Below are 26,903 nucleotides of genomic sequence, written 5' to 3' on the forward strand. Positions count from 1 at the left end.
GTAGTTGATGCACGAAATGTCTTCGTGTGCGCCATTCCTGACCACCGCGTGTCCCTCTCTGTCAAAGTAGAGCGAGTCCTCAGCTGGTCCGAGTGGAGAAGGCGTCATCAAGCCCGATCACGCACCAGTCACTACCGGCGACAAACCGCAACTCAGACATGAAGATCACGATCTACAGCTGGAGTAGGGGGATCCTGGTAAGATCAGCAATCTAATTTCTGGCAGGCCGAAGATCTGGGCCGGTTGCATGGCCACTGGAGGTAGGGGTAGTGGAACGCGACGGCTACGACAGAATTCTGACGATGCCTAACGCACTGAGCGCCCTGCGCGTGGCCGGGGTGCCCGTATTTCTCTGGCTCGTGCTTCAGCCGTATTTCGGCAATCCAAGTCTTGACGGTTGGGCTATTGCTCTTCTCGTAGTAAGTGGCGCAACTGACTATCTTGACGGCAAGCTGGCCCGCAGGTGGAATCAGGTGACACGCCTGGGTCAGATCCTGGATCCGGCCGCAGACCGGCTTTATACCGTCTCCACGCTGCTGGCTCTGCTCCTGCGGGATATCATCCCCTGGTGGTTCCTGCTGCTCCTGGTCGCGCGGGACATATTCATGGCGTTCAATATCACCTCCCTACGAAGGTTCGGATACGGCCCGCTCCGGGTGAACTTCATCGGGAAGGCAGCTACGTTCAATCTCATGTATGCCTTCCCATTGCTCCTGCTGGCAGATGGAGGCAATACCATTTCCGACTACGCGAAGATATTCGGATGGGCGCTAGCCATCTGGGGGGCAGCGCTGTACTGGTGGTCCGCTGCTCTCTATACGACCCAGGTGCGCCAACTGCGGAAGAAGTCTCTCCACGATCACGGCAGTGAGACTCTCCCGGCCTGACGGTCCAAGGACATGGGAGCGCGAGCAGACGGCGCAGGCCGCAGTGGCGCACGGCCTGGTCGAAGCCGACCGAGCCCACCCCGGAACCGCTGAACACCTCACAGCGATGCCCGGCATCACTGTGCGAAGCGGACCCCCTGGACGCAACAGGACCGCAAACATCCAAGTGGCCAGCCGGGCCATACTGGGGGCATGGCACCGGCATCGACTCCCGCTTCTGCCCCTTCGAGGTTGGCGCAGGCCTGATCGAGCCCAACGCGGAGGCGGTCGCGCATCTCCTGGTCGTGCGCCTGCTCGTCGAGCCGTACGGTGACCTCGTCGTCCAGCAGGCTGCGCAGCTCACCAATCGTGGGCTCCCGCGCCGCCGTCTCGGTGAGCGTCTCCTCGCTCAGCGGTTCCTCTCCTGCGGCCAGGCGCTGCCACACGGTGAGGGCAACGGGCCACCGCGACGGCATGGCGACGTTGCATAACCGACGCCGACTGCGAGGCTGAACGCGTCCGACCCGCAGGGTGATTGGAAGCTCCACCGTGTCCGTCGCGTTCCGCATCAGGTGCTGCCTGTGCGCCAAGAACATCCCGCTCGCCGGGGACGTCATCGCCCTCGATGGCGAGTGGCAGCGCCGCTACCCGGACATGCACGGCACCCTCGCCTGCGAGCGGTGCGCCATCAACTGCGGCTGGAACTGCTGCACCACCTCCGAGGGCGGCTTCGTCGACGGACACGTCGCTGCGCCCGAGGACCAGGTCGACGTCGACTCCTGGAGCCATCACCTCGAGCGCGGCACCCACCGCGCCCTGGTGAACCTCTACCCCCGCTCCGGGCTGCTCCAGGGAGCGGAGCCGTACCTGCGCTGGCTCGCCGGGGACAGGTACACCCGGCCCGAGGTCACCGCCCGCCTGGGCGCGGCCCTGAGCGAGTTCGACGCCCAGCACGGCGACGTCCGGGCCCCGCAGCCGGCCACCGCCTGAATCCGGCTCCTCCCCCGCCGCACGGTGGCTGATCATCCCGCTGACACGGCCTCGAACCCCGTGGCAGGGTGCGGTGATCGGATCACCGGACGGCAGGGGGCTCCCCCCGTGGAAGCACGGATGTGGAACGGCTTGGTCGGCGTCGCGAAGGAGACGTACACCGCCTCGCTGGGCGAGGGCGTCGTGCCGCGCCCGCTCATGATGCCGCTGGTGCGCGCCGAGCTGGTCGGGCTGATCTGGGTCCGCCCGCTCAAGGTCGGCCAGGACGCGCTCGCCGGGATCGCCGAACTCGCGAACATCGCCGCGGCGGCCGGCGCGGAGCAGGCGCACCGCGCCCGAGGACCAGTCCACCTTCGAGGTCGGCTCGTCCACGTGCAGCGTCCGAGGCAACACGCCCTTGCGCAGCGCCAGCACCATCTTGATCACACCGGCCACACCCGCAGCCGCCTGCGTATGCCCGATGTTCGACTTCACCGGCAGCCCGGCGCTTCTCCGCCGACACCCTCCCCATGGACCGAAGTGTCAGTGGTGGCAGAACCGCTGCGCCCGAACATGCGCCCGCATCCACACGTCCGGGTGGACTGTGCCCGAACCGGTGGCGCGCGAACGCCGGACACGATCCGGATACGGCCGGAAAAGCCCAGATTCCCTCATCAAAGGGCGTCCTGGCGTTTCTGACGGATGGAGGGCAATCGGTGCGTGGCTGGTGCGGGTGTACCACTCGAGGGGTTGCCGCAGGTGTGGCAGCGGGCTGCCTGGGCGGTGCGCAGCAGGCGGCTGGAGGTGTGGGCGGTGACGCCGCAGGGGCCGGGTGGTGTGGGGGCGGTGGGGGGTGCCGTCCCAGCAGTGGGCGGGTGATCGGGTGGAACGCATGGGCGTGAAGGTGGCAGGCGGCACACCCATTGCAGTGCTGCCGGGCGGTCAATGTCCCTCACCTGGCATAATACGCGGGAAGGCGTGTGCGATCGTTCGAGCCTTTGCGGTCTCGTGACTGGATCGGGTGATCCCGGCAGCAAGATGCGCGGGGTCAGTCGGTGGGCTCGACGGGGGCTCGTGTTCCTCGCAGAGAGCGCCGAGGAGTTGGTCGACGGGGGTCCCGAGGGCGTGCCAGGTGGGGAGGGAACCGGCGGTCCGGCCCTGCTCGATTTCAATGAGAGTGCGCCGTGAGAGGCCGCTGCGGCGGGCCAGTTCGTCGTAGGTCCATCCGCGCGCGCCCCGGAGCCGGGCCAGCTGCAGGCGCAGGGCGGCGAGGTTGGGGTCGCCCGCTACGCCCGCGCCCGGGAAGCCGCCCGCGCCGCGCAGCCCGGGTTCTCAATCGGTGCGATCCGCGCGGACCTGACTCGCACCTTGCTGTCGGAGGCGTGGCAGGTGCCCGTTGACCAGTTGGACGCGCAGGCGTCCGCCCGGGGGCTGGGTACGGCTGTGCGGGCGGTGGATGCGGCAAAGCGGCTGGTTCCTGGATACCTCGACGAGCGCAAGGAGCGTGCTGCCTGTGCTGGATGAACGGCTGGTGGAACTGCCCGGCACGGCCCGGGCCCGGGGCCCCCAGGAGACGTGGGAGGCGTTGGCCGGGCGACTCGCGGACCTGGTCGACGCTAACGGCGTTCTGCCGGCCATCGAGCCGGGCGTGCTGTTCGAGGGCGACGACCTGGGCAAGTGGCTGGAACGGCAGAAGAATCCGGGCACCTGGGCGCAGCTGTCGACCGAGCAGCAGGAACGACTGTCCGCGTTGGGCGTGCAGCCCGCCCAGGCCCCGTCTGGCTTTATCGAGCAGTAGTGAAGTCACTTGTCGATGGGTTTGGGAGGCGCCCGGATCCACGGTCAGGCGACGTTCACGAGTTTTGAAGTCACTGGGGTCCTTGCCTGGACAGCCCTCACACGCGGTGCGGACGTTTGCCGCCGGACGCTGCCCGGCTCGGCTGCAGGATGAGGCGGCGGCCCACAAGCGGGTCAGCGTGCTGCGTCACGGCGGCGTCCCGCTCCGCGGCCGACCAGGGTGAAGACGGCCAGGGCAACCGTCGCCGCGGCCCCCGTGGCCAGCGCGTCCGCGACGTATGGGCCCACGCCCGGACGCAGGACGTCGACGAGCCCGAACAGTACGACAGCCCCCACGAGGCCAGCCGCGGCCCCGGCCGGCCAAAAGCGGTGACGCGCCCAGAACCACTGGACGAGCCCCATGCCGATGAGGGGCGCAACGGGCACGTGCGGCTCATCGAGAGCGGCGAGCACGCCGTATCCCAGAATGCTGACCGCCCAGCAGGCAACGGCCACGAGCGCCGCCTCACTCCAGCGAACGGCTGGGTTCACGTCTCCGCCCCTCATTCATGGCCCGGGCCCGACGGCGCTCCCACCGCCGGGACAGGAAAGCCGCCAAGATCGAGCCGACCACGAGCGGTCCGGCAACCCAGCGGATCACGTCCACTGGCCAGCCCGGATCCCCGCCGGCCATCAAGGTCACCCACTTGACGGTGAGGCAGATCCCCAGCACCACATAGCCGAGCCCCCAAGCGCGGACCACCCACGCAGGTCCCTGGCCGTGCTCCGGCCGACGCAGCCGGAGCACGGCCCCCCATCCCAACCACACGCAGCTCAGCCCCGCAGCCACCACGAACACGTCCACGGCCCTGTCGAACACCTCTGTCACGGTCCCGATCCCCCTCACCTCCCTCTCTCACCTCCGGCGGAACGCCAGGCTCCCGGCTCATCATGATGACCGCCGGGACGCGGCCCCTCACCTGTCGGGCACGGCAGACAGCCTGCGCGACTGCTTTCCGGTACCCGGCAATGTGAGCCCCCTGACGTCACTTCTCATGAACATCCAGGGGCGTCAATATCACCAACTGCTGCCCAAACCGGCAGATAAAGGCTGCTGCTTGAAGTGAACGAAGCCACCCGTCTCCGGCCCCGGCGGCCACGCGCGCGACGAAGGGTCCGAGCAAGGCGCAGCAGGCGTTCCAGCGGGGCCTGGCGGCCCTCGCGCAGTGGGTGGGGCGGGAAGGCGCGGACCGGCCGGTGCCGCGCGGCCACAGCGAAGAGATCGCGGTCGACGGCGAGGCGGAGCCGGTGGTCGTGAAGCTGGGCGTATGGGTCTCGAATACCAAATCGAGGCGGGACAAGCTCGCCCAGGAGCAGCTGGACGCGCTGCGGGAGCTGGGCATGGAATGGGCGTGACACGGCGTACGGCCGGTCGTTGAACCGGACGGTCAAGCGAAGCACACAGAGACCCCGGGACGTCACCGCAGATTCCCGGGGTCTCGTGCTGTCTGCCGCCCTATGCGGCCTCGTGCAACACCGCCAGGCAACACGCCCCAACCGTCCCATTCGGGCCGATGCTTTCGCAGGTCAAGGGCGCAACGCGGGCGCTGTGGTCCCCTGTGTTGCAGAGATCCTGTTGCAGGCCGCGGCCAGGGCCGCAGCGGGTGCCCGGACGGGACAGCGTCAGGCGCTGCCCGTGGCAACGGCCGCGCGGAACTCCTGAGTCATCAAGGCCACCGAGCCGCGCTGGACAGGGGCCGGGCCCTGCTCGCCCCACACCTTGTGCAGCGCGGCTCGCATCCGGTGGCCTTCTTGACCGCCCCCGCTCCCCGGGGGCTTGAGGACCACGACCACCATGTTCTGGGCCTGCCTTCCGCGTTGGAGGGAGCAACACCGGCGGTGCTCGGATTGAAGCTGCCCTTCACGCGGTGATGGCTGCGCGGCACCTGGTACAGCAAGCGGTTCGCGGGATCGAGCTCCCCGGTGTACCGATTCTCGATCGAGCGCAGCAGTTCTTGACGATCTCAGGCGGGTACGTCGCCACCACACGGACCACAGAGTTGGACCAGCGCGTCAACCGTCGTCCTCGGTAAGCCGACGGTTTAGCAGTCGGTCAGCACCTACGGCGGGTGGGCGGTCGGGGAGGCTTCCGTGAGGCGGTCCAGTCGTTCGTACGGAGCGCGGGCGAGCTGGGCCGGCGCAGCGCATGGCGCCCTCCCCAGCGTCGCGGACAGCTGGTCTAGGGACGGGCTAGGACCGTTCGTCCGGATGCGCGTACCAAGACCGCGTCCTCGGAAAGATCCAAAAGTCAGACACCAGGACGTTCCTCCTTCGGTAGTCTCCCCGCGCCAAGGTCACCGCGCCCGAAGCCGGGTTCGGCCGACTATGCGACGCGGCCGTGCGGCTTCGCAGCTCACGTCGCCCCACGGACTGGAGTAGCACCATGCCCCGATGGGCTGTCCTGCAAGCTGAGGGCCAGGCGGAAGCCTCCCGGTACACCGTCCACAGTGAGCTCGAAGGGACCGAGGCCGAAGCTCTGGCCGCAATGCTGCGCATCGTCGACACCTTCAGAAAGGCCTACACCCCGGGAGGGAGCCGCCGCCAGAAGAGACGGGTCTTCCGCATCTCCGAGCGCAGCTACTTCGTACGCGTCGAAAACCGGATGTCGAACGAGGAAGCTCACTTCACCCTCGCCGAACTCATAGCCGACACCGACGACGACGACCTTCCCGACACCGCGGGCGGGCTGGTAGAGGGCCGGTGAATCCTGGCCGCAGGTTGGCCGCACGCGCTGGTCAAAGCTGGGAAACCGGCGGGCCAGGGTGAGACAGGGTCACGCAGAAGGGGTGCCGCTCCCGAGGGTGGCACCCCTTCTGACCTGCAACCTTCTGACCTGCTGCGGTGGGTGTGGGATTTGAACCCACGGTGACTCGCGCCGCGCCCTTGCGGCGCTGGGCATGGACTGGGCGGGGCCGGTGCCGGCCACCGGGGCCGCACCGGCGCAGCCCGCCGCCGTGCAGGCCGCGCCGCCGAAGCGCCTGCCACAGCGTGACCACCACGACGAGTGCGACAAGATGCTGTACGAGGGCGGTACGTGTGTACCTGCGACCTCATCGAGCGGCTGGGGCCGCCCTCCGAACGGGAGGACCCCTACTGGGACAACCTCTGACCGCTCCCGCGCACGACCGGACCCCGGACCTCTTGAGGCCCGGGGTCTCGTGTCACCGGCCGAACATCGGCGCGACCCTGCAACACGGAGTGCAACATGCACCCGCTACGGGCGGGAACGGACCGCGGCGGTCATGCCAGGGGGCCAACCAGCCCCTGAATACCCGGGTATGACACCCCTACGGGCCACCGCCCGCTTCTTTGGGCGGCGGGCCTCTAGCCTCGCGCCCGAGGTCAGTTGTTGTTGTTGACCTTGGTGTAGGCGGCGCTGTAGCCGGTGGGGCAGTAGAGGGTGTCGGAGCCGTCGCCCGTGTGCCAGCGGCCGTTGACGGTCGCCTGGGCGCCGTTGACGCTGTTGCTGTTGCAGACCAGGACGAGTTGCCAGCTGTTCTTGGGGAGGGTGGTCTGGCAGCTGACGGAGCCCCAGTTGCTGCCCTGGGACGTGAAACAGAAGGAGGTTGCCGAGGCGGAGGGGGCGGTCATCACTCCGGCGGCCACGAAGAGGGCTGCTCCGGTGCCGAGGACTGCGATGCGACGACGCATGACGTGCTCCTGTCGATGGTGTGAAGAGGGCGTGCGCCAGCATGTCGAAGATGTGAACGCATGTATATGCACGTGTCACATTTGACTGAAACCGATCACTCGGTTCCGGTTGTGGAGAAGCGGCTACCGTGACCGCCAGATGCCGCTTTCACCACGCACGCCGGACAAGGGTGCCACCCAGGAGGGACAGGCACCGATCTTCGGTAAGGAGTGAGTCTCGGTCACCGCGGCCGAACTGACCGACTCCGACTACTCCCACTTGCGCAAGATCTCCGACACCGCCGTTGCTGTCGTCGGCTCCGAAGGCGAGGAGATCCACTTCACGGCCAACGCGGCGAAGACCGGCTGGATACCCGAGCCCGGCTCGGAGGAGCTGACACTCAAGGGCAGTTTGACGGGTTCCTTCACCCTGTCGGATACCGAGGGCACGGTCACGGAGTTCACCAAGCCCGATCCGGCCGTGCCGACCTGGCAGGTCTCCAGCACCCTGCTGGATGGGCTGTCCAACTCCACGACCACGGTGATCTCGCAGAAGACCACCTACAACGGCAAGGCCGTCGCCCGGCCCAAGTGGGTCATCACACCCACCTCGGCCGCGACCGCCGCGGAGTGCGCGGCCGATCCGGCCACCAAGGGCTGCCGGGTCCTGGAATACCTGTACCCGCTGACCACCACCGCCACGGACACCGCGTTCGGCAACGTGGTGGGCCGGGTCAAGTCCATCCGCCTGTGGACCACCGAGCCCGGAGCGGCCAGCTCCAAGGTCCTCGCCATCCAGTCGTACGCCTACGACACACAGGGGCGGCTGCGCGAGACCTGGAACCCGCGCATCTCTCCTGCGTAGTCCAGCAGCGCGACCTGCGCACCGTCGTAGTCGGCCGCGTCGATCCAGTCGTCCTCGTGCACGCGGGCGACCGCCAGCCACAACGCCTTGCCGCGCGGCACTCCGAGCCGGAACAGCCCGCCGCGAGCCACGATCTTCTCGGCGACCTTCCCCGCGTAGTAGCCCGCATCGCCCTGGAACAGGATGGTGCCGGTGGCGCCGGCCGCGCGGACCGCGTCCACCGCCCGGTCGATCTGGGCGGGGGCATGGGTGCGCCCGTCGGAGCGGCCATCGAGCAGGTCGGCGACCAGCACCGTGCCGGCCTGGGCCCAGTGCGCGGCGTGCACCCGGCCGGCGATCTCGCCCTTGTAGGAGCGGACGACCTGTTCCTTGCGGGTGGAGAACACTTCGATGGCTGAAGAAGTACGGCGTCACCGATCCCGACATGGTCACCGCCCTGGAGGGCCTAGCCAAGGACGCCTCAAAGAAGGGGCCCGGATCAGTTCCACCCCGCCCAATCCGACGGCTTCCTCGTCATCCAGGTTCACCTGGTACGAGCCGCCGAATCCGCCGGCGCCTTCCGGGCAGTTGCGGCGCAGCGGGGGTACGAGGGCTTCGGCCATGGCGGTGCGGCGTGGGTCCTTCGCGTACGAGGCCATCGTCAGCTCCTTTCCGGGCCGGTGAGGTGCGGCCACAGCAGCTTGAGGTCGTGGGCGACCCGCTCGGCCAGGATGGCGGGGTCGTTGGCCGTCCACTGGTGAGCTGTTCCGATGGCGTCGGCGGCCTTCGTCCTGGAGGAGCAATGAGCCGGACTCCGCGCGGGCGGTGAAAGTCGCCGGGGCCGGCGGACGGGGTAGGAAGAGCAGCGGGTGGTGCGGGGTGAAGTCGAAGTACGAGGCTGGCTGCGGGCTCTTCGTCGAAGAGCTGCGGGTCGGTCCACAGTCCGACGGTGACGACGATCCAGGTGTGCGACCGGTCAGGGTCGTTGCACAGCCACAGGTCGAACGTGCCGACCAGGAGGTTCTCCTCCCACTTCCAGACCTTCGCCCGCGGATCGAGTTCATCGGCCCCGTCCCGGCGCAGCGGGATCAGGGCGCGCTCGAACGGGGCGATCAGATCGTCGTAAGCGGCCCGCATGGCCACGCTGCCGGCGTGGTCGCACGTCAACTCGCGGTCCGGCGTGATCTCCCACTTCAGGCCGTCGGGAAGCTGAGTGGTCAGGTACCGGCGCAGTGGGCCAAGAGCCTGCGGGAGGCCGTCCTTGTCGCGTCGGGCATGCTCGGTGGCGGGCAGGCGGACCCACCAGGCGTAGTAGGGCGTTCCGTCCGGGTAGGTGTCGGTGTCGACGCAGTGTTCGTACACACAGCCCAGCGAGGCCGCGAGCTGCGTCATCGTCTCCTGGGTGCGCTCGTCCAGGTCCGGATCCTCGCCCACGAGCTGCGATGGGTCATGGACCTCGAGGCGCCACACCACCCACTCGAAGTCCTTGAAGTCCCTCACGCGCACGCGCCCCTCGGCTCGAGGGTGTAACCCCTGCTGTACCCGGCCAACATCTCGCTCCCCTGCTTCGCCCAGCTCCGACAGCCCAGTACATCAAGGCCCACCAGGCGGGCGGGAACGTTCGGCGGCACCCGGCCCGGACGAGCGACGCACAGGGCCGGCTGAACCCGGCGCCCCGATCTCAGTCGGAGTCTGGGTCGTATCCGAGGCTCTCCAGGAAACGGCGGCGCTCTTCTTCCTCATGTTCAAGGAGTGCCGCCAGGACGCGCATGTCCCGGTGAGAGGTGATCGCGGCCTTCAGCACGGCGGCGAGGACATCGGGCGGCAGGGCCTCGGCCTGGGTGGTGGCAGTGCCGGTGAACGACCGGTTGTCGCTGACCTTCGGCGGCGCGGTGGGCAGCTGGTAGTCGGCGATCTACTGCTCGGTCACCGCCAGACGCTCGAAGACGACCTCCGTTCCCGGGGCATCCACGGCAGCGAACGCGGTGACATCCTCGGCCAGCGCGGAGAACAGATGGACCCCGCTCTGGTCCCAGTCGGAGACGACGAAAACCCTCACCGCGCGGTGTCCGTCAGCAGCCGCACGCAGCGCCGCTCCCCGTTTCGCCGGCAGCCCGTCAAATCCGCTGCCCGAATACACAGGCACACCGAACGGGTCGGCGACGACGACAAGCTGTGGAACCATCCCGGCCGTAATCCCGCCAGTATGGTGTGCTCTCCTCACTCGGAGGGAGAGGTTGTTCCCCCTGGTGAGAGAGCTGGGATGGCAGTCGGCGCCTGCAAAAGTGGTGTTGCTCTCCATCCGGCGCGGCGTATCTGCTTCCCCGGCTCGTCGTGCGCGGTGTGGTGTCCGGCACGTGGCGAACGAACCGGCCAATCCTTCGCAGTACTCGGCGTAGTCGACCGTGTGGAGCACCCACGCGTGCCAACGCGATGAGACCTCAACAAGAGCGGCGCGACCCGTCTCCGTGGCATCCGGCCGAACTGCCCTGATCAACGGAGCGGTGAGCGCCTGCGGCTCTGCGAGGCCCCTCGGGGTTGGCCGCCGACCGCACAGCGTTCAACAGTCGGCTACCGGGGCGGGGGTCGGTGCGCTGCTGCCACTGTAGGAGGGCAGGTCGGCCACCAGCTTGGTGAGGACCGGGTCGCCCGCGTAGCGGCGCTCGTGAAGTTCGGCGATCTTCCGGGCGATGTCGGGGTCGTCACTGTCGGTGGTGTCGTAGGAGACGAAGGTTTCGAGCAGTGGCAGGCCTATCCGGTCGGTGTGGGCGTGCGAGGGCGCCATCAGGTACTCCCAGTACCCGTCGAGGTCCTCGAGGACGAACACGGCGCCATACTCGAATGCGTCGCCGACATCCCTGCCGACGACGTACCGCACGACCGCGTCGATCGACTCACCCTGGTTGCGCAGGCTCGCAAGGGCCTCCTCGCGCTGCTCGGCGGTGACTGTCTTCTTGAAGGCGAAACGGTTGTGGTGGTAGATCATTTCTCTCCCCTGACCTTCGGACGATCGGCAAGCGGGCGGTGCTCATCGGGGTTGGCGGGCGGGCCGGACCAGTAGCCGAGCAGCGCCGACACCGCCTGTTCGGCCAGGTGCAGGGCGCGGTCGAATCCGACGTCCTCGATCGACCCGATGCCGGCGAGACCGTGCAGCGTGCCCCACAGCAGGTCGCAGGCGTCGTCGAGGTCGACCGGCTCGGCTCCGGTCTCGGCCGCCCACGCGCCGACGATCCGCCTGGTGAAGGCGAGCACTTCGGCGGCGGCCTCGCGGCGGGTGGAGGCGTCGACGTCCGTGCCGGTCCCGCCCGACACGAGCTGGTACGGACCAGGCTGCCATCGAGCGAACTCCAGGTACGCGGCTGCCGCCAGATGCGGGCCCCGCGACGCCGGCTCGCCGACCACCGCGGACCGCATCCGCTCCAGCAGGTCGGCATTGGCCCGCTCCAGCAGCTTTCGCAGCACGGCCTCTTTGCTCGGGAAGTGCTGGTAGATCACCGGCGCGCTGTAGCCGATCTCGACGGCGATCCGCCGGATCGTCACGGCCCGCCAGCCCTCGGCCTCCGCCATTCGGCCGGCGGCGTCCAGGATCTCGGCGAACGTCCGCCGGCGAACCTCTTCCCGCTTCCCCACCTGAACTCCTAACGCCGTTAGAAGATCTAACGCTGTTAGTATTTCCCGTGTTCCCGGATCTGTCAACGGGGGTTGAGACTCGCGATGTCGTGTAGTCAACTGTCGCGGGCTCTCCGGCGTGAGGGTCTCGGTAGAGGCATTGACCCGAAGGTCCGGCCGACCGTCCGGCCCGATCAGGAACCGCTGCCCGTCCCGTACACCCAGGGCCCGGGCTTGTTCCGCCAGATCCGGTACGACGCCGGGCAGCAACTCATCGAGGCCCTCGAAGGATCGGCCGACGTCATACCGGTGTACCTGCCAACACCGAGCGTCGTTCTCCTCCACGGGAACGAGAACGACGCCGAGCAACAACAGTCACTGGATACAGAACCGCAGTCTCGCAGACGATCTCCAGCCGCACCGGCTGGCCGGCCTGCCGGTCCAGCCGGTAGTCCCCCGCCGCTTGGCGCAGCCCGGCCCTAAAGTCGTCGGGCCCGTCGTAGGCGACGGGTTCGGCGCGGATCTCGGTGTCGTCGCGCAGCGCCTCCCACGGGATACGGCCCGAGCGTCGGGCCATCCCCAGGAGTTCCACCGTCTGCTTGTAGGTGCGCTCTTCTTTGATCAGCACGTGGAGATCAGCGAGTACCAGACCTGCCGGATCGTGAGCGGCAGCTGAGCCGCGTACCGCTCCAGGACCCGGTCCACGGCCGTCAGCAGCTCGCACGTGCGGGCGCGGGGCTTCCACCGCGGCTGATATCCACGGGGCCGCCGGTTCGGCATGACAGCGCCTCCCGATCGGGTTAGGACGCCTTGGCGTCCCTTTCCAGGATCCCGCCGCGGCCCGTATCGCGGCAATGCCCTTCGGGTCAGGGCTGTACCGCCGTGCCTCGTCCCTGGTGTCGTTGTCGGGGCGCGCAATGGGTGGAGTGCCCGGGGTGCTGTTACTCGGTGGTGCGCTCGGGGTCGGGGAGCTCCGGCGGGAAGTACCGTTCCAGGATTTCCGCCCATTGGTGCAGGAGGACGGAACCGGTGGTGTCGGCCTGTGCCTGGACCAGCTCGGTCAGGGCGTCGATGAAGGGCTGCGTGGCGGTGTCGGCGGGCATCGCAGCGGCGGCCTTACTGAGCCGCTCGTGGGCAGTGGGGAAGACGCCTTGGGCCCACTCGTCCTGCTCTCGGAACCGTCTACTTCCCTCCTCCATGTTGATCCGCATGATTGCCAGGGCCGGGCAGTCGGGGGTGTGCCAGGTATCGCAGATCCGGCCGTTGGTCTTCACGTACGCGGTGTGGGTGTTGTCGGGGCCCGGCAGGGCGTAGCACTAGGTGCAGTCGACGCGTTCCGTCTCCGGCTTGTCGGTCATCGCGGAGCCCCCTTCGCTGGAGGCAGAGCCTGCCATCCCGATCAACAGGCGACCAGGGGTTTCCTCCACCGCCGCAGCTCGTCGGCCCCCGGGGCTCGAAGCAGACCTCTTCCCCATCTTCGAGCCCGCCCTTTCCCCTACAGCCTGGACCGAACGCGTAGGCGCACCGGCCGGAGGTTCATCCTCGCGGATGACTGTGAGACAGGAGAGGGCTGTACGCGGTTGTACGCGGCGCGGCAACGATCTGATCACCACGGCATCGCCCGGGCCCGGTTCCCGGGAAGGGGCCCCGATGGCTTCACGAGGATCCGGTGTGATCAGCCTTCCGCGTTCGTACCTCCGCAGCGGACCAGGTGCGCCCGAAATCGGTGCATTCACCGCGCCGGGTCCCTGTTCTTCCTCCGCGCAAAAACTGAGCGCCAGAGTGGCCAACTATGGCGCTCAGTGGCCAACTATCGCGCTCAGTCACACTGGTTGTGACTGGGCATTCGAGTTGGCATCATCCGCCAGATGACGTGCTCAGTACGGGGTGGTGCTCAGGGGGCACGGAAGTCCTTCGTGTCCGGGTACGTCACGTGGGTGCAGCCGCGCCGCTTCGTGATGTCGTCAACGTACGCGCGGAACAGGGCCGACAGCGCCTGGGGGCCGAGCACGTTGTCATAGGTGTAGCTGGAGCTGAGGGTGTGCAGGGCGGGCTTGCCGTCGCAGATGGAGGAGGCCCACCACGCGCCGCTTGCATGTCCGGCCGTTCCCACTGTGATGATCTTGTCTTCGCCGCCATGGGCGTGGTATCCCACCGTGCGCGCCTCTGCGCCGAAGTAGGAGACGGTGCGCAGCCACCACGGCGAGTGAGTGAGCGCACTGCGTGCGTAGTCGTGGTCGTCGTCGTGCAAGCCGTCGGCGATATGGCCCACCCGGTCGGGGCTGACCGCTAGAAGGCAGCTTTCGATGGGGGACGCGTCCAGGGCAGGGGCCGCGAGGGCACGGTCGGGCAGCCGGCCTTGCCCTCGCTCCTCGATGTGTCGGGCAAACCAGCGGCATGAACCGTCCGTCGCCTGCGCGGGGCGGAGGTCGGACGGTACGGACGCCAACTGGTGGTCAGGTAGGGCGGGTAGCTGGCTCTGGCAGCCGATCCGGTCGATGAGCTCCTCGGTGGCCGAGCGGGCGATGTGGGCGAGGCGCTCACGGTCCGCTGCGAAGACGTCCTCGTAGTCGGCGCGGGCCGTAACGTTCAGCAGCTTCGGGGCCGTCGCGCGGCTGCCGGGGCCGCACTCGGCGCGGATGGTGGTGTACCAGTTTCCGTACCGGCCCAGGGTGCCATCGCCGATTGGTCGCGGTTCGGGGCGCCGGTCGGCGATCGCGGTGACATCGGATTTCTGACTGCCGCGACTGTCGCGGAACGGCTCGAGATCTCTGTCATCACCGATCCAGTGCAACGGCTCGGAAGTGTCACTGCCCCGCACCGCCAAGGTGAACAGACCCGTGGTCCTACCGGGACCAGGCACCTTGTAGACGGTGCAGGAACCGGGCAGCTCGCCCACATCGAGCCTGAACTCGTCGTAGTCGCTGCCCTTTGCCCGGACCATCCCGCCCTGCAGGTCCATCACCGCGGCCGCGGACACAAGCCGATCACACGCCGCGCTGATGTCGCGCTCGCTGGAAGCGCGGTCCCGGATGTCGTCGAACGTCAACCAGCCCGCATACAGACTCAGCCCGATCCCGCCACACGCCGTCCACTGCCACAGCCTGATCCACCCAGCGCGCATCGCACATCCCCCTCAGAACCCGTCCGGCGCGATCACTGCCACCCGGGCACCGAGCGTAGATGTCCGGCCTCAGGCAAGTCGAGGCAGGGCGCTGACCTGCAATGCCGCAACTTGCACGGAATGATTTGCTGCACGTCATGTCCAGCGGCCGGGTATAACTGGGCGCGTCCACACGCCAGGGGTACCCCGTCACCTGCCGGAAAGCCCACGCACCGCTCGCCAAACCGAAGCAGGACCTCATCTACGGCCCGGACGCCGCCGGCTACACCGACTGCCCGCCGCTGCAAGGATGAAGGAGAAGGGGCACAAAGCGTCGGGCGGACCAGGGTGGCCTGCTGCGTGCAGGACCACTCGCGACCTCGCCCAGGCGCTGGGCGGCTTGCTCTTCCTCCGATGGCACGCGCTCAATGTTCGGCGTCACAGGACACTCGCGACAACGTTGGTGGCCCGGCAGCGACACGGCCGAGTTGCTGCGCCTGCACTTCACCGCGCTGACCCGGACCAGCCCGTCCCGCAACCGACGCACGTTCGCGGGCTGACGGCCGCCGGGTCCGGCTTCCGATATCCAGCATCAGGCCGCGCCGGACGGACCCGCGCTCTATCTGACCCGCAACCGACGCGTGATACACATCACACCTGGAAGGGTGAACTTCGGGCCGCCTCCCGCATCCCGTTGCTGTCGGACATCTCGGCGGGCGCCGCGCACGGCGACTGCCGTTCCACACCCGGGAGTTGATGCACTGTGAGTCACCCAGCGAAAGCCCGTAACGTCGTTCTCGTCCACGGCGGTTTCGTCGACGGATCGGGCTGGAAGAGGGTCTACGATCTGCTCCGCGCCGACGGCTATCAGGTGCGGATCGTGCAGAACCCCACGCTCTCCCTCGAAGGCGACGTCGCGGCCACCCATCAGGTACTGGACGCACAGGACGGGCCGACGATCCTGGTCGGACACTCCTACGGCGGCGCCGTCATCTCCGAAGCGGGGAACCACGACAACGTGTCGGCCCTCGTCTACATCACGGCGTTCGTGCCCGACAAGGGCGAGTCCGTGAACACCCTGATCGCCGACCCGCCGCCGGGCGCCCCCGTCCCGCCGATCCTCCCGCCCCTGGGCGGCTTCCTCCAGCTCGACCGGGACAAGTTCGCCGGCTCCTTCGCTGGTGATCTGCCGGCCGACGAGGCGCGCTTCCTCGCCGACTCTCAGGTCCCGTGGGGAATCGAGGCGTTGGAGGGGACGGTGACCCGTCCGGCCTGGCACACCAAGCCGAGCTACTACCTGATCGCGGCCGACGACCGCATGATCCCGCCGCCCGCCCAGCGTTCCATGGCCGAACGCGCCGGCGCGCACGTCACCGAGACCGGCGGCAGCCACGCCGTGTACGTCTCGAAACCCGCCGCTGTCGTCGCCCTGATCGAACGAGCCGCGGGCTGAGGAATCCGCGCTACCGGGTCTACTCTGCGGACACCTCCGGCGAGGAGCCGGACCGCACCCGCAACTCCCCGCCACTGTCCGTCACGTGACCCACAAGGGGTGGTCATGGAGCCCGTAGAACCGCTCACTGACGCACACCTCACGCGCCGCGCCCAGGCGGGCGAGACAGGAGCGCTCGGCCTCCTGCTCGCCCGCCACCAGGCGCCCATGCGCGCGGTGGCGCTGAGCCTGCTGGGACACGGTCCCGACGCGGAGGACGTCGTCCAGGACGCCGCGCTGACCGCGCTGCACCGGATCGGCGACGTCCGCGACCCGGACGCGGCGGGCGCCTGGCTGCGCGCCGTCGTCCGCAGCACCGCCCGTATGCGCCTGCGCTCCACCCGGGAGATCCCGGGCCTCACCGCCCTCGACCACCTGCACGTCCACCTGGATGACGAGCACGAGCGCCGCATCGAGCAGCACGCCCTGCGCGACTGGATCTGGGACGCGATCGGCGCCCTGCCGCCCAAGCTGCGCCTGGTGGTGATGCTGCGCTACTTCAGCCCCGTCGCCTCCTACGAGGAGATCGCCGCCGCCTGCGACATCCCCATCGGCACCGTGCGCAGCCGCCTCAACCAGGCCCGGACGAAACTGGCCCGCCTGCTTTTGGACACCGCACAGGCGTCCCACGACGACGCGGACCGCCGCACCGAGGAGAGCAGGCAGGAGGCCCTGGCGACGCTGGCGGGATGGGAGAGCGGCACGCTGCCCCGGGAGATCAGCGACCTGTGGCCCGCCCACAGCGCCATGACCGGCCGTCTCGGACGGCCCGGCGAGCACGTCCACCCCGTCCCGGTCATGCGCGGCTATCTGGAGGACGGGGTCCGCCAGCAACTGCGCCGCGTTGTCGCCGGACGGGACATCGACATCTGGGAGATGGACGTCACCACCGCCCAAGGCGCCCTGCTCCACTGCCCGCCGACCCTGTCCTGGCTGATGCTCCGCCGCGACGGCCGGGTGCGGCAGCTGCGCGTCGTCTACCCGAAGGCGCATGTCGTCGCGCCGGCCTGAGCGTGCGGGCGCCGCCATCTGAAGTTGCCTGTCCTGCGGAGTGCGTCTACTCGGGCCAGTCCGAGTTCTTGGCGACGTCGACGAAGTCGGTGCGGCGGAAGCCGGGGACGAAGTGCTCCAGGACGTCGGCTTTCACGTTGCCGAAGGTGGTGTCGGGGCGGTCCTTCTGGAGATGACCCGGGCCGCGGGGCTGGAGGGTGTGGTGATCAAGGGGAGCGGGCAGCCGTACCTGCCAGGCAAGCGTGCCTGGATCAAGGTCCGCTCCCGCACCACCGCCGAAGGGCTGATTGGCGGCGTCACCGGCGCCCTGGCCTCGCCGGCCACGCTGCTCCTGGGCCGGTACGACGCCCCCGGGCACCTGTGGCTGATCGCGCGCACCACGCCCCTTTCCACCGCCGTACGCCGCGACCTCGCACCGCGGCTGCACCAGGTCGACGCCGATCACCCCTGGCAGGGGCGCCACTTCAGTGCGGGCTGGGGCACCCACGGCGAGCTGGAGTACCACCCGGTGCGTCCCGATCTGGTAGCCGAGTTCCAGGCCGATACTGCCGTCGACGAGGGGCGTTACCGTCACCCGGTGCGCTTCCTGCGGCTTCGAGAAGACCTCACACCGGGCGACGTTTCGCCGTTCGACAACTGAGTTCTCGGCACCAGTGCGCCCCGTCAGGAGGAACGCAATGGTGCGCGCCGCGTCCACGCCTCTGGCCCCACGGGTGTGGAGGCAAGTGAGACGCAGAGGTCCTCGACGCCGAGTACGCCTACTCTGAGGCCGACTTGGGGCGCCAGGTGCCGTCGAGTGGGATGCCGGCGGCGGCTGCGATCCGGTTGCGGGATTCGATCAGTCGGGTCCTCAGGGCCGCCAGGTCCACGTCCATCAGTATGCCGTTGCGTTTGACGACACGGCCGGCGACGAGGACGGTGTCCACCAGGCCGGGGTGGCCAGCGCTGACGATGGTGGCGGCCGGGTCGGTGACCGGGAAGACGGTCAGGTCGTCGGCGCGCAGCAGGATGATGTCGGCGTCCTTGCCGGGCGTGATGCTGCCCGTTCGGGTAGCGAGTCCGCACGAGGCGGCGGCGTCGACGGTGGTGAAGGCGAGCAGGTCGCGGGAGCGCAGGCCGCCGTCCAGGCCGCGCTGCACGGCGAAGGCGGTACGCATGGTGGAGAACAAGAACATGTCGCCGCCGGCCGAGGGGACGTCGTCGATGGACAGGGTCGGGCGCAGGCCGGCGGCCAGCGCGCGGCCGGTCATCGGTGATCCGAAGCCCATCTTCAGCTCGACGTCCGGGCTGATCGAGATGGAGCTGCCCGCGTCGGCGAGCATGCGCAGTTCATCGTCGCTGAGCCCGTTGCCATGCACGAACGTGGTGGTGTCCCGCAGCAGACCGTGCCCGCGCAGGTCAGCGATCGCCCCGCTCACGATGTCCACGTGCAGGCTGGTGCGCAGGCCGAGTTCAGCGGCCAGTTTCAGCTCGCTGGCGACGGTGTCCATGCTGGTGGCGTCGGGGCCGCGCAGCCCCCACGCCATGGTGACCGGGCCGTCCCCGGTCAGGGTGGCGCGGATGCGGCGGATGGCGGTGTCGACGGGGTCGGGGGTGCCCCAGCCGGCGCCGAGGCAGAAGATCGACCGCCCCGGTGCGTCCCGCAGCGCGGCGACGGCGGCGTCCTCGTGCTCGGGGGTCTGCGCGACGTGGTACCAGTCGAGCATCGTGGTCACGCCGGAGTGGAGGGCCTCCAGGCGGCCGAGGAGGGTGCCCGCGTAGACGTCCTCGGGCTGGTAGTGGGGTTTGACCGTGCCGTGCATGGCCGCCGCCCACTCGGGGAACGTCCAGTCCGCGCCGACGCCTCGGAACGCGGTCTGCCAGGTGTGGCGGTGGTTGTCGACGAAGCCGGGCATGACGATCCGGTCGGTCGCGTCGATCACCTCGGCGTCCGGCGCGTCGATCCGTTCGGCGACCTCGACGATCACGCCGTCCTCGATGAGCACGTCACCGCGGGCGAGATCGCCGACGGACGGGTCCATGCTGACCACGGTGCCGCCACTGAGCAGGGTCTTCATCGGATGTACTCCTTCACAGACGTTTTCGGATTGATCAAGATCAGGTGGTGGTGGCCGCTGCGGCTCTGTTCGCGGACGCACCGATCAGGCGCGGTCGGCCAGGGCTTTCTGCCGCAGGTAGCCGATGAGGGAGATCGCCAGGGCCAGGCCGCCGGTGAAGTACAGCTGGACGCGGGTGTCGCCCTGGCGGGCCATGAGGGTCAGGATCGCAAGCACTCCGGCCAGCGCCACCCAGGTCAGGGCGGGGAAGGCCCGGCATGACGAGCACGCCGGACAGTGCGTAGGCGACGACGATCGACCGCCCGGCGGCCGCGATACCGGCACCGGAGCCGACGAACAGACCCGCGCCGATGACACCTCCGAGGGCGATCGTTGACAGGTGACGCTGCTTGAGCCCGCGAGCGAGCGGGGCGCCGCCGCGGGGCGAATCGTCGACGGTTACATGAGCGGGTGTGGGGTCGGCGAGGCGATGGTTTGGCGGGTTGGGCATGGAGGTGCACCTCTTCATTGAGCTGCTGGGCGCAGGGGCCGGTGGTGTCGAGAACCGTGCCGGTCACGTGGGCACACCCATGGATGGCGTCGCCGCACCGTGTGACCAGCCGGGTGGTTCAGGCAGTCGCTGTCGCGGTGTGTACAGCGTCGGCCGCGGCGATCGCGTCGGCGACCAGGTCTGCGGTGTCCTCGGTGCCCGCGGCCAGCCGGACCAGGCCCAGCGGAACCGACTCGGAGATCTGGTCCTCGCTGAGCATGCCGCGCCACATGGACGCCGGATGAACGGCCAGGGATTCCACGCCGCCCAGGCTGGCCGACCGCAGGGAGTAGCGCAGCTTGCCGAGGAAGGCGTCGGCCGTCTCGAAGCCGCCGGTGAACTCGATGCCGAGCACCCCGCCGAAGCCGCTCATCTGGCTGGCTGCCAGGTCGTGCTGCGGGTGGGACGCCAGTCCGGGACAGTGCACCTTCGCCACGGCCGGATGCCCGCTGAGCGCCTCGGCGAGGGCCAGGCCGTTGGCGTTGTGCCGTGGCACGCGCAGGGGCAGGGTGCGGATGCCACGCAGCAGCAGCCAGGCGTCGATGGGGCCGAGGGTGGCACCGGTGAGGAGGCCGACGTCCCAGATCCGGTTCAGAAGCTCGGCGGGTCCGGCGATTGCTCCGGCGGAGACGTCGGAGTGGCCGTTGAGGTACTTGGTCGCGCTGTGCCAGACCAGGTCGATGCCGAACTCTGCCGGGCGCTGGTTCAGCGGGGTGGCGAAGGTGTTGTCCGCCATGGTCAGCACGTTGTGCGCGCGGGCCAGGTCCGCGACGGCGCGCAGGTCGGTGATCTGCAGCAGTGGGTTGCTCGGCGTCTCGACCAGGATCAGGCGGGTCTGGGGGGTCAGGGCCTTGGCGAATGCTTCCGGGTCGGTCTGGTCGACCTGGGTGGTGGACACGCCGAGGCGCGGGAGCAGGTTCAGCAGTACCGAGCCCGTGCCGCCGTAGGTGGCCTTCTGCCCGATGACATGGTCACCGGCGGAGACCAGGGCGAGGACGGCGGTGGTGAGCGCGGCCATCCCGGACGCGGTGACCATGGCCGCTTCGGTGCCCTCCAGCTTCGCGACGACGGCCGCGACCTGTGCGTGGTTGGGGGTTGCCGAAGCGGGTGTAGAAGTCCTTGCCCCGCGGTTCGACGGCGCCCTGCGCGAACGTCTCGCCGTCCTCGGCCGAGAACGTCGCCGTCTGGTAAATGGGCGGTGCCACGGCGCGAGTGGGATGGATCTCGCGATCGGCGTGGACGGTGATGGTGCTCTTGCCCGGCATGGCCTGCCCTTCCGTGGACGTCGGTTACGATGCCATGAAGCGTGGCCGACCATCGCCCGAATACGGGCGGATCATGGCAACTTTGGCAGCAAATTGCGCTCACTGTATGCGCACGATTGTGGTACTTGGCTGCCAGGCGCAATAATCTGCCACCATGGACGAGGTGGACCGGTCGATTCTCGCCGTACTCGAAAACAACGGTCGGATCAGCAACAATGAGCTGGCCGCGCGGGTCGGACTGTCGCCGTCACCCTGCCTGCGCCGCGTGCGCCATCTAGAGGAAGCCGGGGTCATCCGCGGCTACCGGACCCTGATCGATCCCGCCGCGGTCGGCCGCAGTCTGCGCGTGTTCGCCGGGGTACGGCTGATGCGGCACACCCGCGCGGACGTGGTCGCGTTCGAGCGTGGGATCACCCAGCTGCCCGAGGTGGTCGCCTGCCACCACATCACCGGCAACTTCGACTACCTGCTCCAGGTCGAGGTCGCCGACCTGCCCGCTTACGAGGACTTCCACGCCAACCAGCTGGCCGCCTTGCCCGGCGTGGCCACGGTGACCAGCTACGTCACCATGAAGACGCTCTCCCCTGACAGCCCATGACGGTGCGGCGGTCAGAGGGTGATGGTGCCGCGGATGCGGATGACGGCGGCGCCGCTGACCCAGACCGTGCCGTCCGGATCGGCGGTGACCTCGATGCTCGCGACCCGTCCCAGCCTCGCGCCCTGGGAGACCCGGCAGTTGGAGGGGCGGCGCCGGTTGAGGTGAGCCACTGTCCTACGGCGGCGTTCATGCTGCCGCACGCGGGGTCCTCGGCCACGCCGGCGCCCGGGGCGAACGTACGCAGCTCAAAGGTGTACTCGGATCCCTCGGGCCAGGCGCCGATCGCGCCGACCATCGCGTCCGGGATCAGGGCCAGGTCGGGTTCGAGGGCGAGGACCTCCTCGGCGGTGGCCAGCTGGAGCACGGCCCAGCCGGGACCGTTGTCGACCCACTGATGAGCCACGACTCGCTCCCGCGTGATGCCGAACGCGGCCACGATCCGCTTCAGATAGTCGTCGTCGAGCCCGCCGGTACGTACTCGAGGCGGGGCAGCGAAGGACAACGTGTCTTCGCCGCGGCGCACGGTGACCAGGCCGGCGGCGCACTCCTGCACGAGGTGCTCGGCGTGCTGTGGGGTGCCGCCGGCGTCCAGCCAGGCAAGTTCCGAGGGTGGGGTGCCCGGCGAACGGCAGCTCGTCTCCGGGGGTGAAGATCCGCAGCCGGTAGTCCGCCTCGGGGACGGTGGGTGGAAGGACGAACGTGGTCTCGGACAGATTCGTCCAGCGCGCCAGTTGCTGCATCTGCTCATCGCTCAGGTCCGTCCCGTCCAGGACGACCGCGACCGGATTGCCGGAGTAGGGGCTCGTGGAGAACACGTCGACCTGCACGAACGAACGGGTACGCGGCATGGTCATCGACACCTTTCGGGAGCGGCTGCCAGGAGGTCCAACTCAACGGCCGCTCGCGCCACCGGGACAGAGCCAGTCACGGCTGAGTGGACTGATTACCGCGTGCCGGTCGGGGTGACCAGGAGGCCGCCGACGAAGGTGTGCGTGGGGTTGAGGTCACGCAGGGCGTCGCCGGGGCACTGGGCGGGGTCCTGGTCCCAGACGGTGAGGTCGGCGAGGCTGCCGGGGGTGAGGGTGCCGCGCAGGTGTTCCTCGCCGGTCAGGCGGGCGGCGCCCGCGGTGTGCAGGGTGAGGGCTTCGTCGTAGGTGATGGCGTGCTCGGGGCCCTTGACGCCGATGACGGTCTGCCGGGTGGTCATGCCCCAGATGGAGCGCATCGCGCCGAACTGGCCGACGGGGAAGTCGGATCCGGCGCTGACCTCGGCGCCCAGGTCGATCCAGCCGCGGGCGGGGAACAGCCGGGCGACGCGTCCCGGGCCCCAGAAGCCCTCCTCGACCTCGGCGGTGTCGTGCAGCAGCGGCTGCTGGATGGTGACGGGGATACCCAACGCGACGGCGCGGGCCTGCTGTTCGGAACCGGCCAGGCCACCGTGCTCCATCACCAGCGTGCCGGCGGGCAGCCCGGGGTTGCGCTGAAGGACGCGCTCGTAGACGTCCAGGAGGGTGCGGACCGCGCGGTCGCCGTAGGCGTGGGTGCCGACCCGCCAGCCGCGTCGGACCACGGCCTCGACCGCCTCGACCAGCGCGTCCGGCTCCCAGATCAGCATTCCGGAGAAGGAGTGGTCGCAGGCGTACGGCTCCTCGGTGGCCCCGGCCTCCAGGCCGCCGTCGAGGCCGAACTTCACTCCCCACACCGACAGCCACGGGTCGCCGTTGTCACGCCACTCCTCCATGACGTCGAGCAGGTCCTCCACCTGTGCGGCACTGGTCAGTCCGAGGGCCGAGATCAGCGCCCGCACCCGGGTGCTGAGCGCGCCCGCCTCGCGGGCGGCCAGGAGCACCGCGTAGTCCTCGAGGGTGACCGCGCAGTCGCGTACGGTCCCGATGCCTGTGGCGGCGTAGTCGCGGGTGGCCAGGCGCAGTCCGTCGATGCGCTCGGAGCGGTCCGGGGCCGGGACCAGGTGCTCCACCAGGTGCAGGGCGTTGTCGATCAGCCGTCCGTCGAGCTTGCCGTCGGCGCCGCGGCCGATGGTGCCGCCCGGCGGTACGGGGGTGTCCTCGGTGATGCCGGCCAGACGGAGCGCGTAGTGGTTGACGACGTCGTTGTGGCCGCCGCGCTTGACGAGGACCGGGTGCCGGTCGGTGGCCTGGTCGAGTTCGGCCGCGGTGGGCATGCGGCGCTCGGCCAGGTTGAGTTCCTGCCAGTTGGTGGTGGTGCGGATCCACTCGCCCTCGGGAGTGACGGCAGCCCGCTGCCGGATCAGGTCGAGGAACTCGGGGATGTTTTGTGCCCGGTGCACCGGGACGTCATGGGCACCGAGGGCCGCGAAGATCAGGTGGGTGTGGGTGTCGTCGAAGGCGGGCAGCACGGTGGCACCGGGCAGGTCATGGACCTGCGTGTCCGCGCTCACCAGGTGGTCGAGACCGTTCGGGTCGGCGGACACGGCCGCGATACGGTCGCCGCGCACGGCTACTGCCCGCTGTGGGGCCTGGCCGGGCACCAGGGTGTGCACCGCGCCGGCGCGGATCAGCAGGTCGGCTCCATGATCAGCCATCGTCTTCTCCCTCATCTCGAAGGTGCCGGATCCCGAACGAGTCGTTCGGCGACGAGACTGTTGTAGGAGTGCTGCGGAAATTCACCGCCAAGCTGAAGGCTCCTGCACAGAAAGTACGCCAGCTCCTCGGCCTATCATGCGGATCGTCGAGATCTCCACGATCTTCTTCCTGGAAGGTACCGAGGCCCGCAACAACCTGCTGCTGCGCGACCTGCCCGCCACCGACGCCGTCGGCTCCTGGCCCGCCCACACCCTGCTGCGCGTCTTCCCCACAGCGTTCCGCTGGACCGCCGGCCTCCTCTCACCCGCAGAACTGGCCGAACTCGTCCCCGACCTCGCGCCACCGACGACGTCGGCACCGTCGTACACGCTTCTCGACGTCGACACCGCGCTGATCGCCGGGCTGACCGAGGACGGCCGGGCCACCTACACGGACCTGGCCCGCCGCGCCGGCACCACCGCGCTCACCGCCCGCCGACGGCTCGAAGCCCTCATGAAGAGCCAGGTGCTGCGCCTGGCCAGCGAGCTCGATCTCGCACTGCTCGGCGCGCAGACCGAGGCATTGCTGTGGATCTCGGTACGGCCGGGAGCGCTGCAGGAGACCGCGCGGACCCTGAGCGCCCACCCGCACGTCCGGTTCTGCGCTGCCACCACCGGTCCCGCCAACCTGGTCGTCGCGGCCGCCGCCGCGAACCTCGACGCCCTGTACACCTTCCTCACCGACGCCGTCGGCCCCTTGGAGGCGGTCACCGCCATCGACACCACCCCGCTGCTGGCGACCGTCAAACGCACGGGCCTGATCCGACACTGACGAAGGTAACGACAGCCACGCATACGGCGTGAACTCACCGCCGATCGACCACATCCGGTTGAGGATCCACGACAGAGACCTCGCAGCGGGGCGTGGCACTGGACAACGGACAACGGACAACAACAAACCCTGTCCATAACTTGACTTCAAAGGCAAGGCCGCCGCCCGGCACCCCCAGCTGCCCCCCGCCTGCCGGGCCACGGCCCGGGACGGGGGTCTGGTGTTCGTGTTCACGCCAACGAGCGACAAACCCCCGCCGAGGTTCCGCAGAGCCTTTCCACGTCTGCCGACTTCCGATCGGCAACATGCTGACCTGGACCGTCTCACTTGACCTTGTCCCTGACGTACGAACCGAACAAGGTCGAGTGAGACAGAGGCAAGGTCTCGCGTGACGGGACACTGGTCACGGTGTCGATCTGCAGGGCCCGCAACAGCCACCTTGCAGCACTTCGCCCCGTCGGATAGATCCAACGGGGCGAAGGAGCCGGGCCCGAATTCGTGAACAGCATCTTGGACGGGAACGGGCACCACCATGTGGGTTGTGTCGCCTGTGAGGTTACGGTTCCGGGTCCAGGGGGATCTGCAGGGTGACGAGCGTGCCGCCGCGATTGACGGTCACGGGATAAGTGGCGCCGGACCGCTTGCCGCTCAGGACGTTGTCGAGGTCGTTGACGGTGGGCGTGAGGACTCCGTCGACCTCGATGATGCGGTCACCGGGCAGCAGACCCGCGGCTTCGGTATTGCTGCCCGGGTCAACGGAAAGTACGCGCACGCCACCGCCGGAGGGGCTGGTGTTGCGGAGGTTGGCCGCGATGATGCCCTGGATGCCGGGGGTGATCTGCACGGTGAGCGGCTGCGTCACGCCGTCCACGGTGAAGGTGCCACTGAAGGTTCCCCCGGCCAGGGGAGCGTCGGGGTCTGCGACGACGTGGACGGTCCACGGCCGGATGAAGTCATAGGTGCCAGCTGTGAGCTGAGCCGTGGCGGACTTGCCGTCAGGCGCGATACTCACCGGGCACCCCATACCGGTGCACCGCAGGTCCAGTCCGACGATGCGGGTGTAGGGCGGGGCCTGGATGGTGATGGTGCTGGGCCCGGGGTGCCGCTGCCCGTCCGGGGGATAGTCGACGGTCCCGGCCGGGCCGCCGGCGTCCAGGGAGGGGACGTTCTGCTGCGGCGGTAGGGATTTGAGCTGGCTCGGCGCGGATACCACGGCCGATGCGGTGAATGCGCTGGCAGGCGCAACCGCTGCGGCCGTGAGCATGACGGTGCCCAGAGCAACAGCACTGCATAACCGGGCGAATCTACGGATCATCAGAAGCCTTTCATGATCGACGACGCCACAACCGTCCCAGTCACACCCCAGCCATAGGCACAGAACACGCCCAAACCACCCAATCTCTCCCCTTGCTGGCAGATACTGCGCCGGGAGTGGAACGCGGAAGGCCGGGAAGCGGACGCGGGGGGCACTGAAACGCTGAGGGCAACGCGCCGCCTCGTAGCCCGATGCCCGGGTGTCTTCGCAAGTCAGGGTGCGACGCGTGGCCGTGTTGCACCCCGCGTTGCAAAGGCGTGTTACAGGGCGCGCTTCGGGCCGACGTCGTGTCCGGACGGCTGAGGGCGTACTAGTAGGGCTTGGTCAGGTCGGTGTTGGTGGTGCGTGTCCTGTGGGTTCAGTGTGTCGTTGATGGAGTGTGACTCCGGAAGAAATTGCATTTGT

At 68.9% G+C, this 26,903-nt stretch carries 27 protein-coding genes and 8 pseudogenes; 11 read left to right on the forward strand and 24 right to left on the reverse strand.

Features of this window, described 5'->3' with window-relative positions; translation table 11 throughout:
- The first annotated feature begins 302 nt into the window (after nucleotides 1–302).
- A complete protein-coding gene (locus tag ACZ68L_RS40360) occupies nucleotides 303–887 on the forward strand; it encodes a CDP-alcohol phosphatidyltransferase family protein (protein WP_469588179.1) in 585 nt (194 codons plus the stop codon).
- Nucleotides 888–1,003: 116 nt separating this feature from the next.
- Here the strand turns inward: ACZ68L_RS40360 and ACZ68L_RS40365 are convergent, their stop codons facing one another.
- Nucleotides 1,004–1,342 (reverse strand): hypothetical protein, encoded by a 339-nt coding sequence (locus ACZ68L_RS40365; protein ID WP_469588182.1) that lies wholly within the window; start codon nucleotides 1,340–1,342, stop codon nucleotides 1,004–1,006.
- 73 nt (nucleotides 1,343–1,415) lie between these two features.
- On the opposite strand from ACZ68L_RS40365, the gene ACZ68L_RS40370 reads away from it, so the two are divergent.
- Entirely contained in the window at nucleotides 1,416–1,856 is a 441-nt protein-coding gene (locus tag ACZ68L_RS40370; protein ID WP_469588185.1) for a hypothetical protein, read from the forward strand.
- Between the two features lie 237 nt (nucleotides 1,857–2,093).
- Here the strand turns inward: ACZ68L_RS40370 and ACZ68L_RS40375 are convergent.
- Nucleotides 2,094–2,330, reverse strand: a pseudogene (locus tag ACZ68L_RS40375) (modular polyketide synthase); the annotation flags it as partial.
- Nucleotides 2,331–2,894: 564 nt separating this feature from the next.
- Nucleotides 2,895–3,158 (reverse strand): annotated as a pseudogene (locus ACZ68L_RS40380) (helix-turn-helix transcriptional regulator); the annotation flags it as partial.
- A gap of 190 nt (nucleotides 3,159–3,348) precedes the next feature.
- Here ACZ68L_RS40380 and ACZ68L_RS40385 point away from each other — a divergent pair.
- Complete coding sequence (locus tag ACZ68L_RS40385) at nucleotides 3,349–3,633, forward strand: helicase associated domain-containing protein (protein WP_469588119.1); 285 nt, start codon at nucleotides 3,349–3,351, stop codon at nucleotides 3,631–3,633.
- Nucleotides 3,634–3,806: 173 nt separating this feature from the next.
- On the opposite strand, the gene ACZ68L_RS40390 is transcribed toward ACZ68L_RS40385, so the two are convergent.
- Nucleotides 3,807–4,163, reverse strand: coding sequence for a hypothetical protein (locus ACZ68L_RS40390; RefSeq protein ID WP_469588122.1), 357 nt, complete (start codon nucleotides 4,161–4,163; stop codon nucleotides 3,807–3,809).
- A complete protein-coding gene (locus tag ACZ68L_RS40395; protein WP_469588125.1) occupies nucleotides 4,138–4,476 on the reverse strand; it encodes a hypothetical protein in 339 nt (112 codons plus the stop codon). The genes ACZ68L_RS40390 and ACZ68L_RS40395 overlap by 26 nt, the downstream gene beginning before the upstream one ends.
- A gap of 272 nt (nucleotides 4,477–4,748) precedes the next feature.
- Here ACZ68L_RS40395 and ACZ68L_RS40400 point away from each other — a divergent pair.
- Both ACZ68L_RS40400 and ACZ68L_RS40405 read left to right on the forward strand, forming a co-directional pair.
- Nucleotides 4,749–5,027: pseudogene (locus ACZ68L_RS40400) on the forward strand (helicase associated domain-containing protein); the annotation flags it as partial.
- Between the two features lie 1,027 nt (nucleotides 5,028–6,054).
- Complete coding sequence (locus tag ACZ68L_RS40405; RefSeq protein ID WP_469588126.1) at nucleotides 6,055–6,375, forward strand: hypothetical protein; 321 nt, start codon at nucleotides 6,055–6,057, stop codon at nucleotides 6,373–6,375.
- A gap of 638 nt (nucleotides 6,376–7,013) precedes the next feature.
- On the opposite strand, the gene ACZ68L_RS40410 is transcribed toward ACZ68L_RS40405, so the two are convergent.
- Nucleotides 7,014–7,322: a hypothetical protein gene (locus ACZ68L_RS40410; RefSeq protein WP_344515386.1), complete on the reverse strand. Its 309-nt coding sequence runs from the start codon at nucleotides 7,320–7,322 to the stop codon at nucleotides 7,014–7,016.
- Nucleotides 7,323–7,470: 148 nt separating this feature from the next.
- On the opposite strand from ACZ68L_RS40410, the pseudogene ACZ68L_RS40415 reads away from it, so the two are divergent.
- Nucleotides 7,471–8,163: pseudogene (locus tag ACZ68L_RS40415) on the forward strand (sugar-binding protein); the annotation flags it as partial.
- On the opposite strand, the gene ACZ68L_RS40420 reads toward ACZ68L_RS40415, so the two are convergent.
- From ACZ68L_RS40420 to ACZ68L_RS40460, 9 genes are all read right to left on the reverse strand, one after another.
- Nucleotides 8,109–8,552, reverse strand: coding sequence for a hypothetical protein (locus ACZ68L_RS40420; RefSeq protein WP_469588131.1), 444 nt, complete (start codon nucleotides 8,550–8,552; stop codon nucleotides 8,109–8,111). The pseudogene ACZ68L_RS40415 and the gene ACZ68L_RS40420 overlap by 55 nt on opposite strands.
- Before the next feature lie 127 nt (nucleotides 8,553–8,679).
- Nucleotides 8,680–9,645, reverse strand: coding sequence for a hypothetical protein (locus tag ACZ68L_RS40425; RefSeq protein ID WP_469588134.1), 966 nt, complete (start codon nucleotides 9,643–9,645; stop codon nucleotides 8,680–8,682).
- A gap of 415 nt (nucleotides 9,646–10,060) precedes the next feature.
- Nucleotides 10,061–10,330: a hypothetical protein gene (locus ACZ68L_RS40430; protein WP_469588136.1), complete on the reverse strand. Its 270-nt coding sequence runs from the start codon at nucleotides 10,328–10,330 to the stop codon at nucleotides 10,061–10,063.
- 375 nt (nucleotides 10,331–10,705) lie between these two features.
- A complete protein-coding gene (locus tag ACZ68L_RS40435; RefSeq protein ID WP_469588139.1) occupies nucleotides 10,706–11,131 on the reverse strand; it encodes a Dabb family protein in 426 nt (141 codons plus the stop codon).
- The gene (locus ACZ68L_RS40440) at nucleotides 11,128–11,775 is read right to left on the reverse strand and encodes a TetR/AcrR family transcriptional regulator (protein WP_469588142.1); all 648 of its coding nucleotides are present in this window, start codon (nucleotides 11,773–11,775) and stop codon (nucleotides 11,128–11,130) included. Before ACZ68L_RS40440 ends, ACZ68L_RS40435 begins: the two co-directional genes overlap by 4 nt.
- A gap of 280 nt (nucleotides 11,776–12,055) precedes the next feature.
- Nucleotides 12,056–12,382, reverse strand: coding sequence for a hypothetical protein (locus ACZ68L_RS40445; protein ID WP_469588144.1), 327 nt, complete (start codon nucleotides 12,380–12,382; stop codon nucleotides 12,056–12,058).
- A complete protein-coding gene (locus ACZ68L_RS40450) occupies nucleotides 12,376–12,534 on the reverse strand; it encodes a hypothetical protein (protein WP_469588145.1) in 159 nt (52 codons plus the stop codon). Before ACZ68L_RS40450 ends, ACZ68L_RS40445 begins: the two co-directional genes overlap by 7 nt.
- Before the next feature lie 161 nt (nucleotides 12,535–12,695).
- Nucleotides 12,696–13,028: a hypothetical protein gene (locus tag ACZ68L_RS40455; RefSeq protein ID WP_469588148.1), complete on the reverse strand. Its 333-nt coding sequence runs from the start codon at nucleotides 13,026–13,028 to the stop codon at nucleotides 12,696–12,698.
- 620 nt (nucleotides 13,029–13,648) lie between these two features.
- Nucleotides 13,649–14,878, reverse strand: a complete 1,230-nt coding sequence (locus ACZ68L_RS40460; RefSeq protein WP_469588150.1) for a hypothetical protein — start codon at nucleotides 14,876–14,878, stop codon at nucleotides 13,649–13,651.
- 742 nt (nucleotides 14,879–15,620) lie between these two features.
- Between ACZ68L_RS40460 and ACZ68L_RS40465 the strand changes: the two genes are divergently transcribed.
- Nucleotides 15,621–16,310 (forward strand): alpha/beta fold hydrolase, encoded by a 690-nt coding sequence (locus ACZ68L_RS40465; protein WP_469588153.1) that lies wholly within the window; start codon nucleotides 15,621–15,623, stop codon nucleotides 16,308–16,310.
- A 105-nt stretch (nucleotides 16,311–16,415) separates the two neighbouring features.
- Nucleotides 16,416–17,360, forward strand: a complete 945-nt coding sequence (locus tag ACZ68L_RS40470; RefSeq protein WP_469588156.1) for an RNA polymerase sigma factor — start codon at nucleotides 16,416–16,418, stop codon at nucleotides 17,358–17,360.
- Nucleotides 17,361–17,406: 46 nt separating this feature from the next.
- On the opposite strand, the pseudogene ACZ68L_RS40475 reads toward ACZ68L_RS40470, so the two are convergent.
- Nucleotides 17,407–17,526 (reverse strand): annotated as a pseudogene (locus tag ACZ68L_RS40475) (HD domain-containing protein); the annotation flags it as partial.
- A 6-nt stretch (nucleotides 17,527–17,532) separates the two neighbouring features.
- Here ACZ68L_RS40475 and ACZ68L_RS40480 point away from each other — a divergent pair.
- A complete protein-coding gene (locus ACZ68L_RS40480) occupies nucleotides 17,533–18,000 on the forward strand; it encodes an ATP dependent DNA ligase (RefSeq protein ID WP_469588188.1) in 468 nt (155 codons plus the stop codon).
- Between the two features lie 118 nt (nucleotides 18,001–18,118).
- On the opposite strand, the gene ACZ68L_RS40485 is transcribed toward ACZ68L_RS40480, so the two are convergent.
- The 3 genes and pseudogenes from ACZ68L_RS40485 to ACZ68L_RS40495 form a co-directional block, all read right to left on the reverse strand.
- Nucleotides 18,119–19,417, reverse strand: a complete 1,299-nt coding sequence (locus tag ACZ68L_RS40485; protein ID WP_469588159.1) for an amidohydrolase family protein — start codon at nucleotides 19,415–19,417, stop codon at nucleotides 18,119–18,121.
- Between the two features lie 256 nt (nucleotides 19,418–19,673).
- A pseudogene (locus ACZ68L_RS40490) lies at nucleotides 19,674–19,907 on the reverse strand (amino acid transporter); the annotation flags it as partial.
- 118 nt (nucleotides 19,908–20,025) lie between these two features.
- The gene (locus ACZ68L_RS40495) at nucleotides 20,026–21,264 is read right to left on the reverse strand and encodes a trans-sulfuration enzyme family protein (protein WP_469588162.1); all 1,239 of its coding nucleotides are present in this window, start codon (nucleotides 21,262–21,264) and stop codon (nucleotides 20,026–20,028) included.
- A gap of 101 nt (nucleotides 21,265–21,365) precedes the next feature.
- On the opposite strand from ACZ68L_RS40495, the gene ACZ68L_RS40500 reads away from it, so the two are divergent.
- Nucleotides 21,366–21,809 (forward strand): Lrp/AsnC family transcriptional regulator, encoded by a 444-nt coding sequence (locus ACZ68L_RS40500; protein WP_469588166.1) that lies wholly within the window; start codon nucleotides 21,366–21,368, stop codon nucleotides 21,807–21,809.
- An 11-nt stretch (nucleotides 21,810–21,820) separates the two neighbouring features.
- On the opposite strand, the gene ACZ68L_RS40505 is transcribed toward ACZ68L_RS40500, so the two are convergent.
- From ACZ68L_RS40505 to ACZ68L_RS40520, 4 genes and pseudogenes are all read right to left on the reverse strand, one after another.
- On the reverse strand, nucleotides 21,821–22,009 hold the full coding sequence (locus ACZ68L_RS40505; RefSeq protein ID WP_469588190.1) for a hypothetical protein: 189 nt from the start codon (nucleotides 22,007–22,009) through the stop codon (nucleotides 21,821–21,823).
- Between the two features lie 2 nt (nucleotides 22,010–22,011).
- Nucleotides 22,012–22,362, reverse strand: a pseudogene (locus ACZ68L_RS40510) (PhzF family phenazine biosynthesis protein); the annotation flags it as partial.
- A gap of 49 nt (nucleotides 22,363–22,411) precedes the next feature.
- Nucleotides 22,412–22,663 (reverse strand): annotated as a pseudogene (locus ACZ68L_RS40515) (PhzF family phenazine biosynthesis protein); the annotation flags it as partial.
- Between the two features lie 89 nt (nucleotides 22,664–22,752).
- Entirely contained in the window at nucleotides 22,753–24,372 is a 1,620-nt protein-coding gene (locus ACZ68L_RS40520) for an amidohydrolase (RefSeq protein WP_469588169.1), read from the reverse strand.
- Nucleotides 24,373–24,508: 136 nt separating this feature from the next.
- Here ACZ68L_RS40520 and ACZ68L_RS40525 point away from each other — a divergent pair, with 136 nt between their 5' ends.
- Nucleotides 24,509–25,183, forward strand: a complete 675-nt coding sequence (locus ACZ68L_RS40525) for an Lrp/AsnC family transcriptional regulator (RefSeq protein ID WP_469588172.1) — start codon at nucleotides 24,509–24,511, stop codon at nucleotides 25,181–25,183.
- Nucleotides 25,184–25,739: 556 nt separating this feature from the next.
- Here the strand turns inward: ACZ68L_RS40525 and ACZ68L_RS40530 are convergent.
- Nucleotides 25,740–26,396: a PDZ domain-containing protein gene (locus ACZ68L_RS40530; protein ID WP_469588175.1), complete on the reverse strand. Its 657-nt coding sequence runs from the start codon at nucleotides 26,394–26,396 to the stop codon at nucleotides 25,740–25,742.
- Between the last annotated feature and the right edge of the window lie 507 nt (nucleotides 26,397–26,903).

Source organism: Streptomyces sp. NPDC104309 (assembly GCF_055584025.1).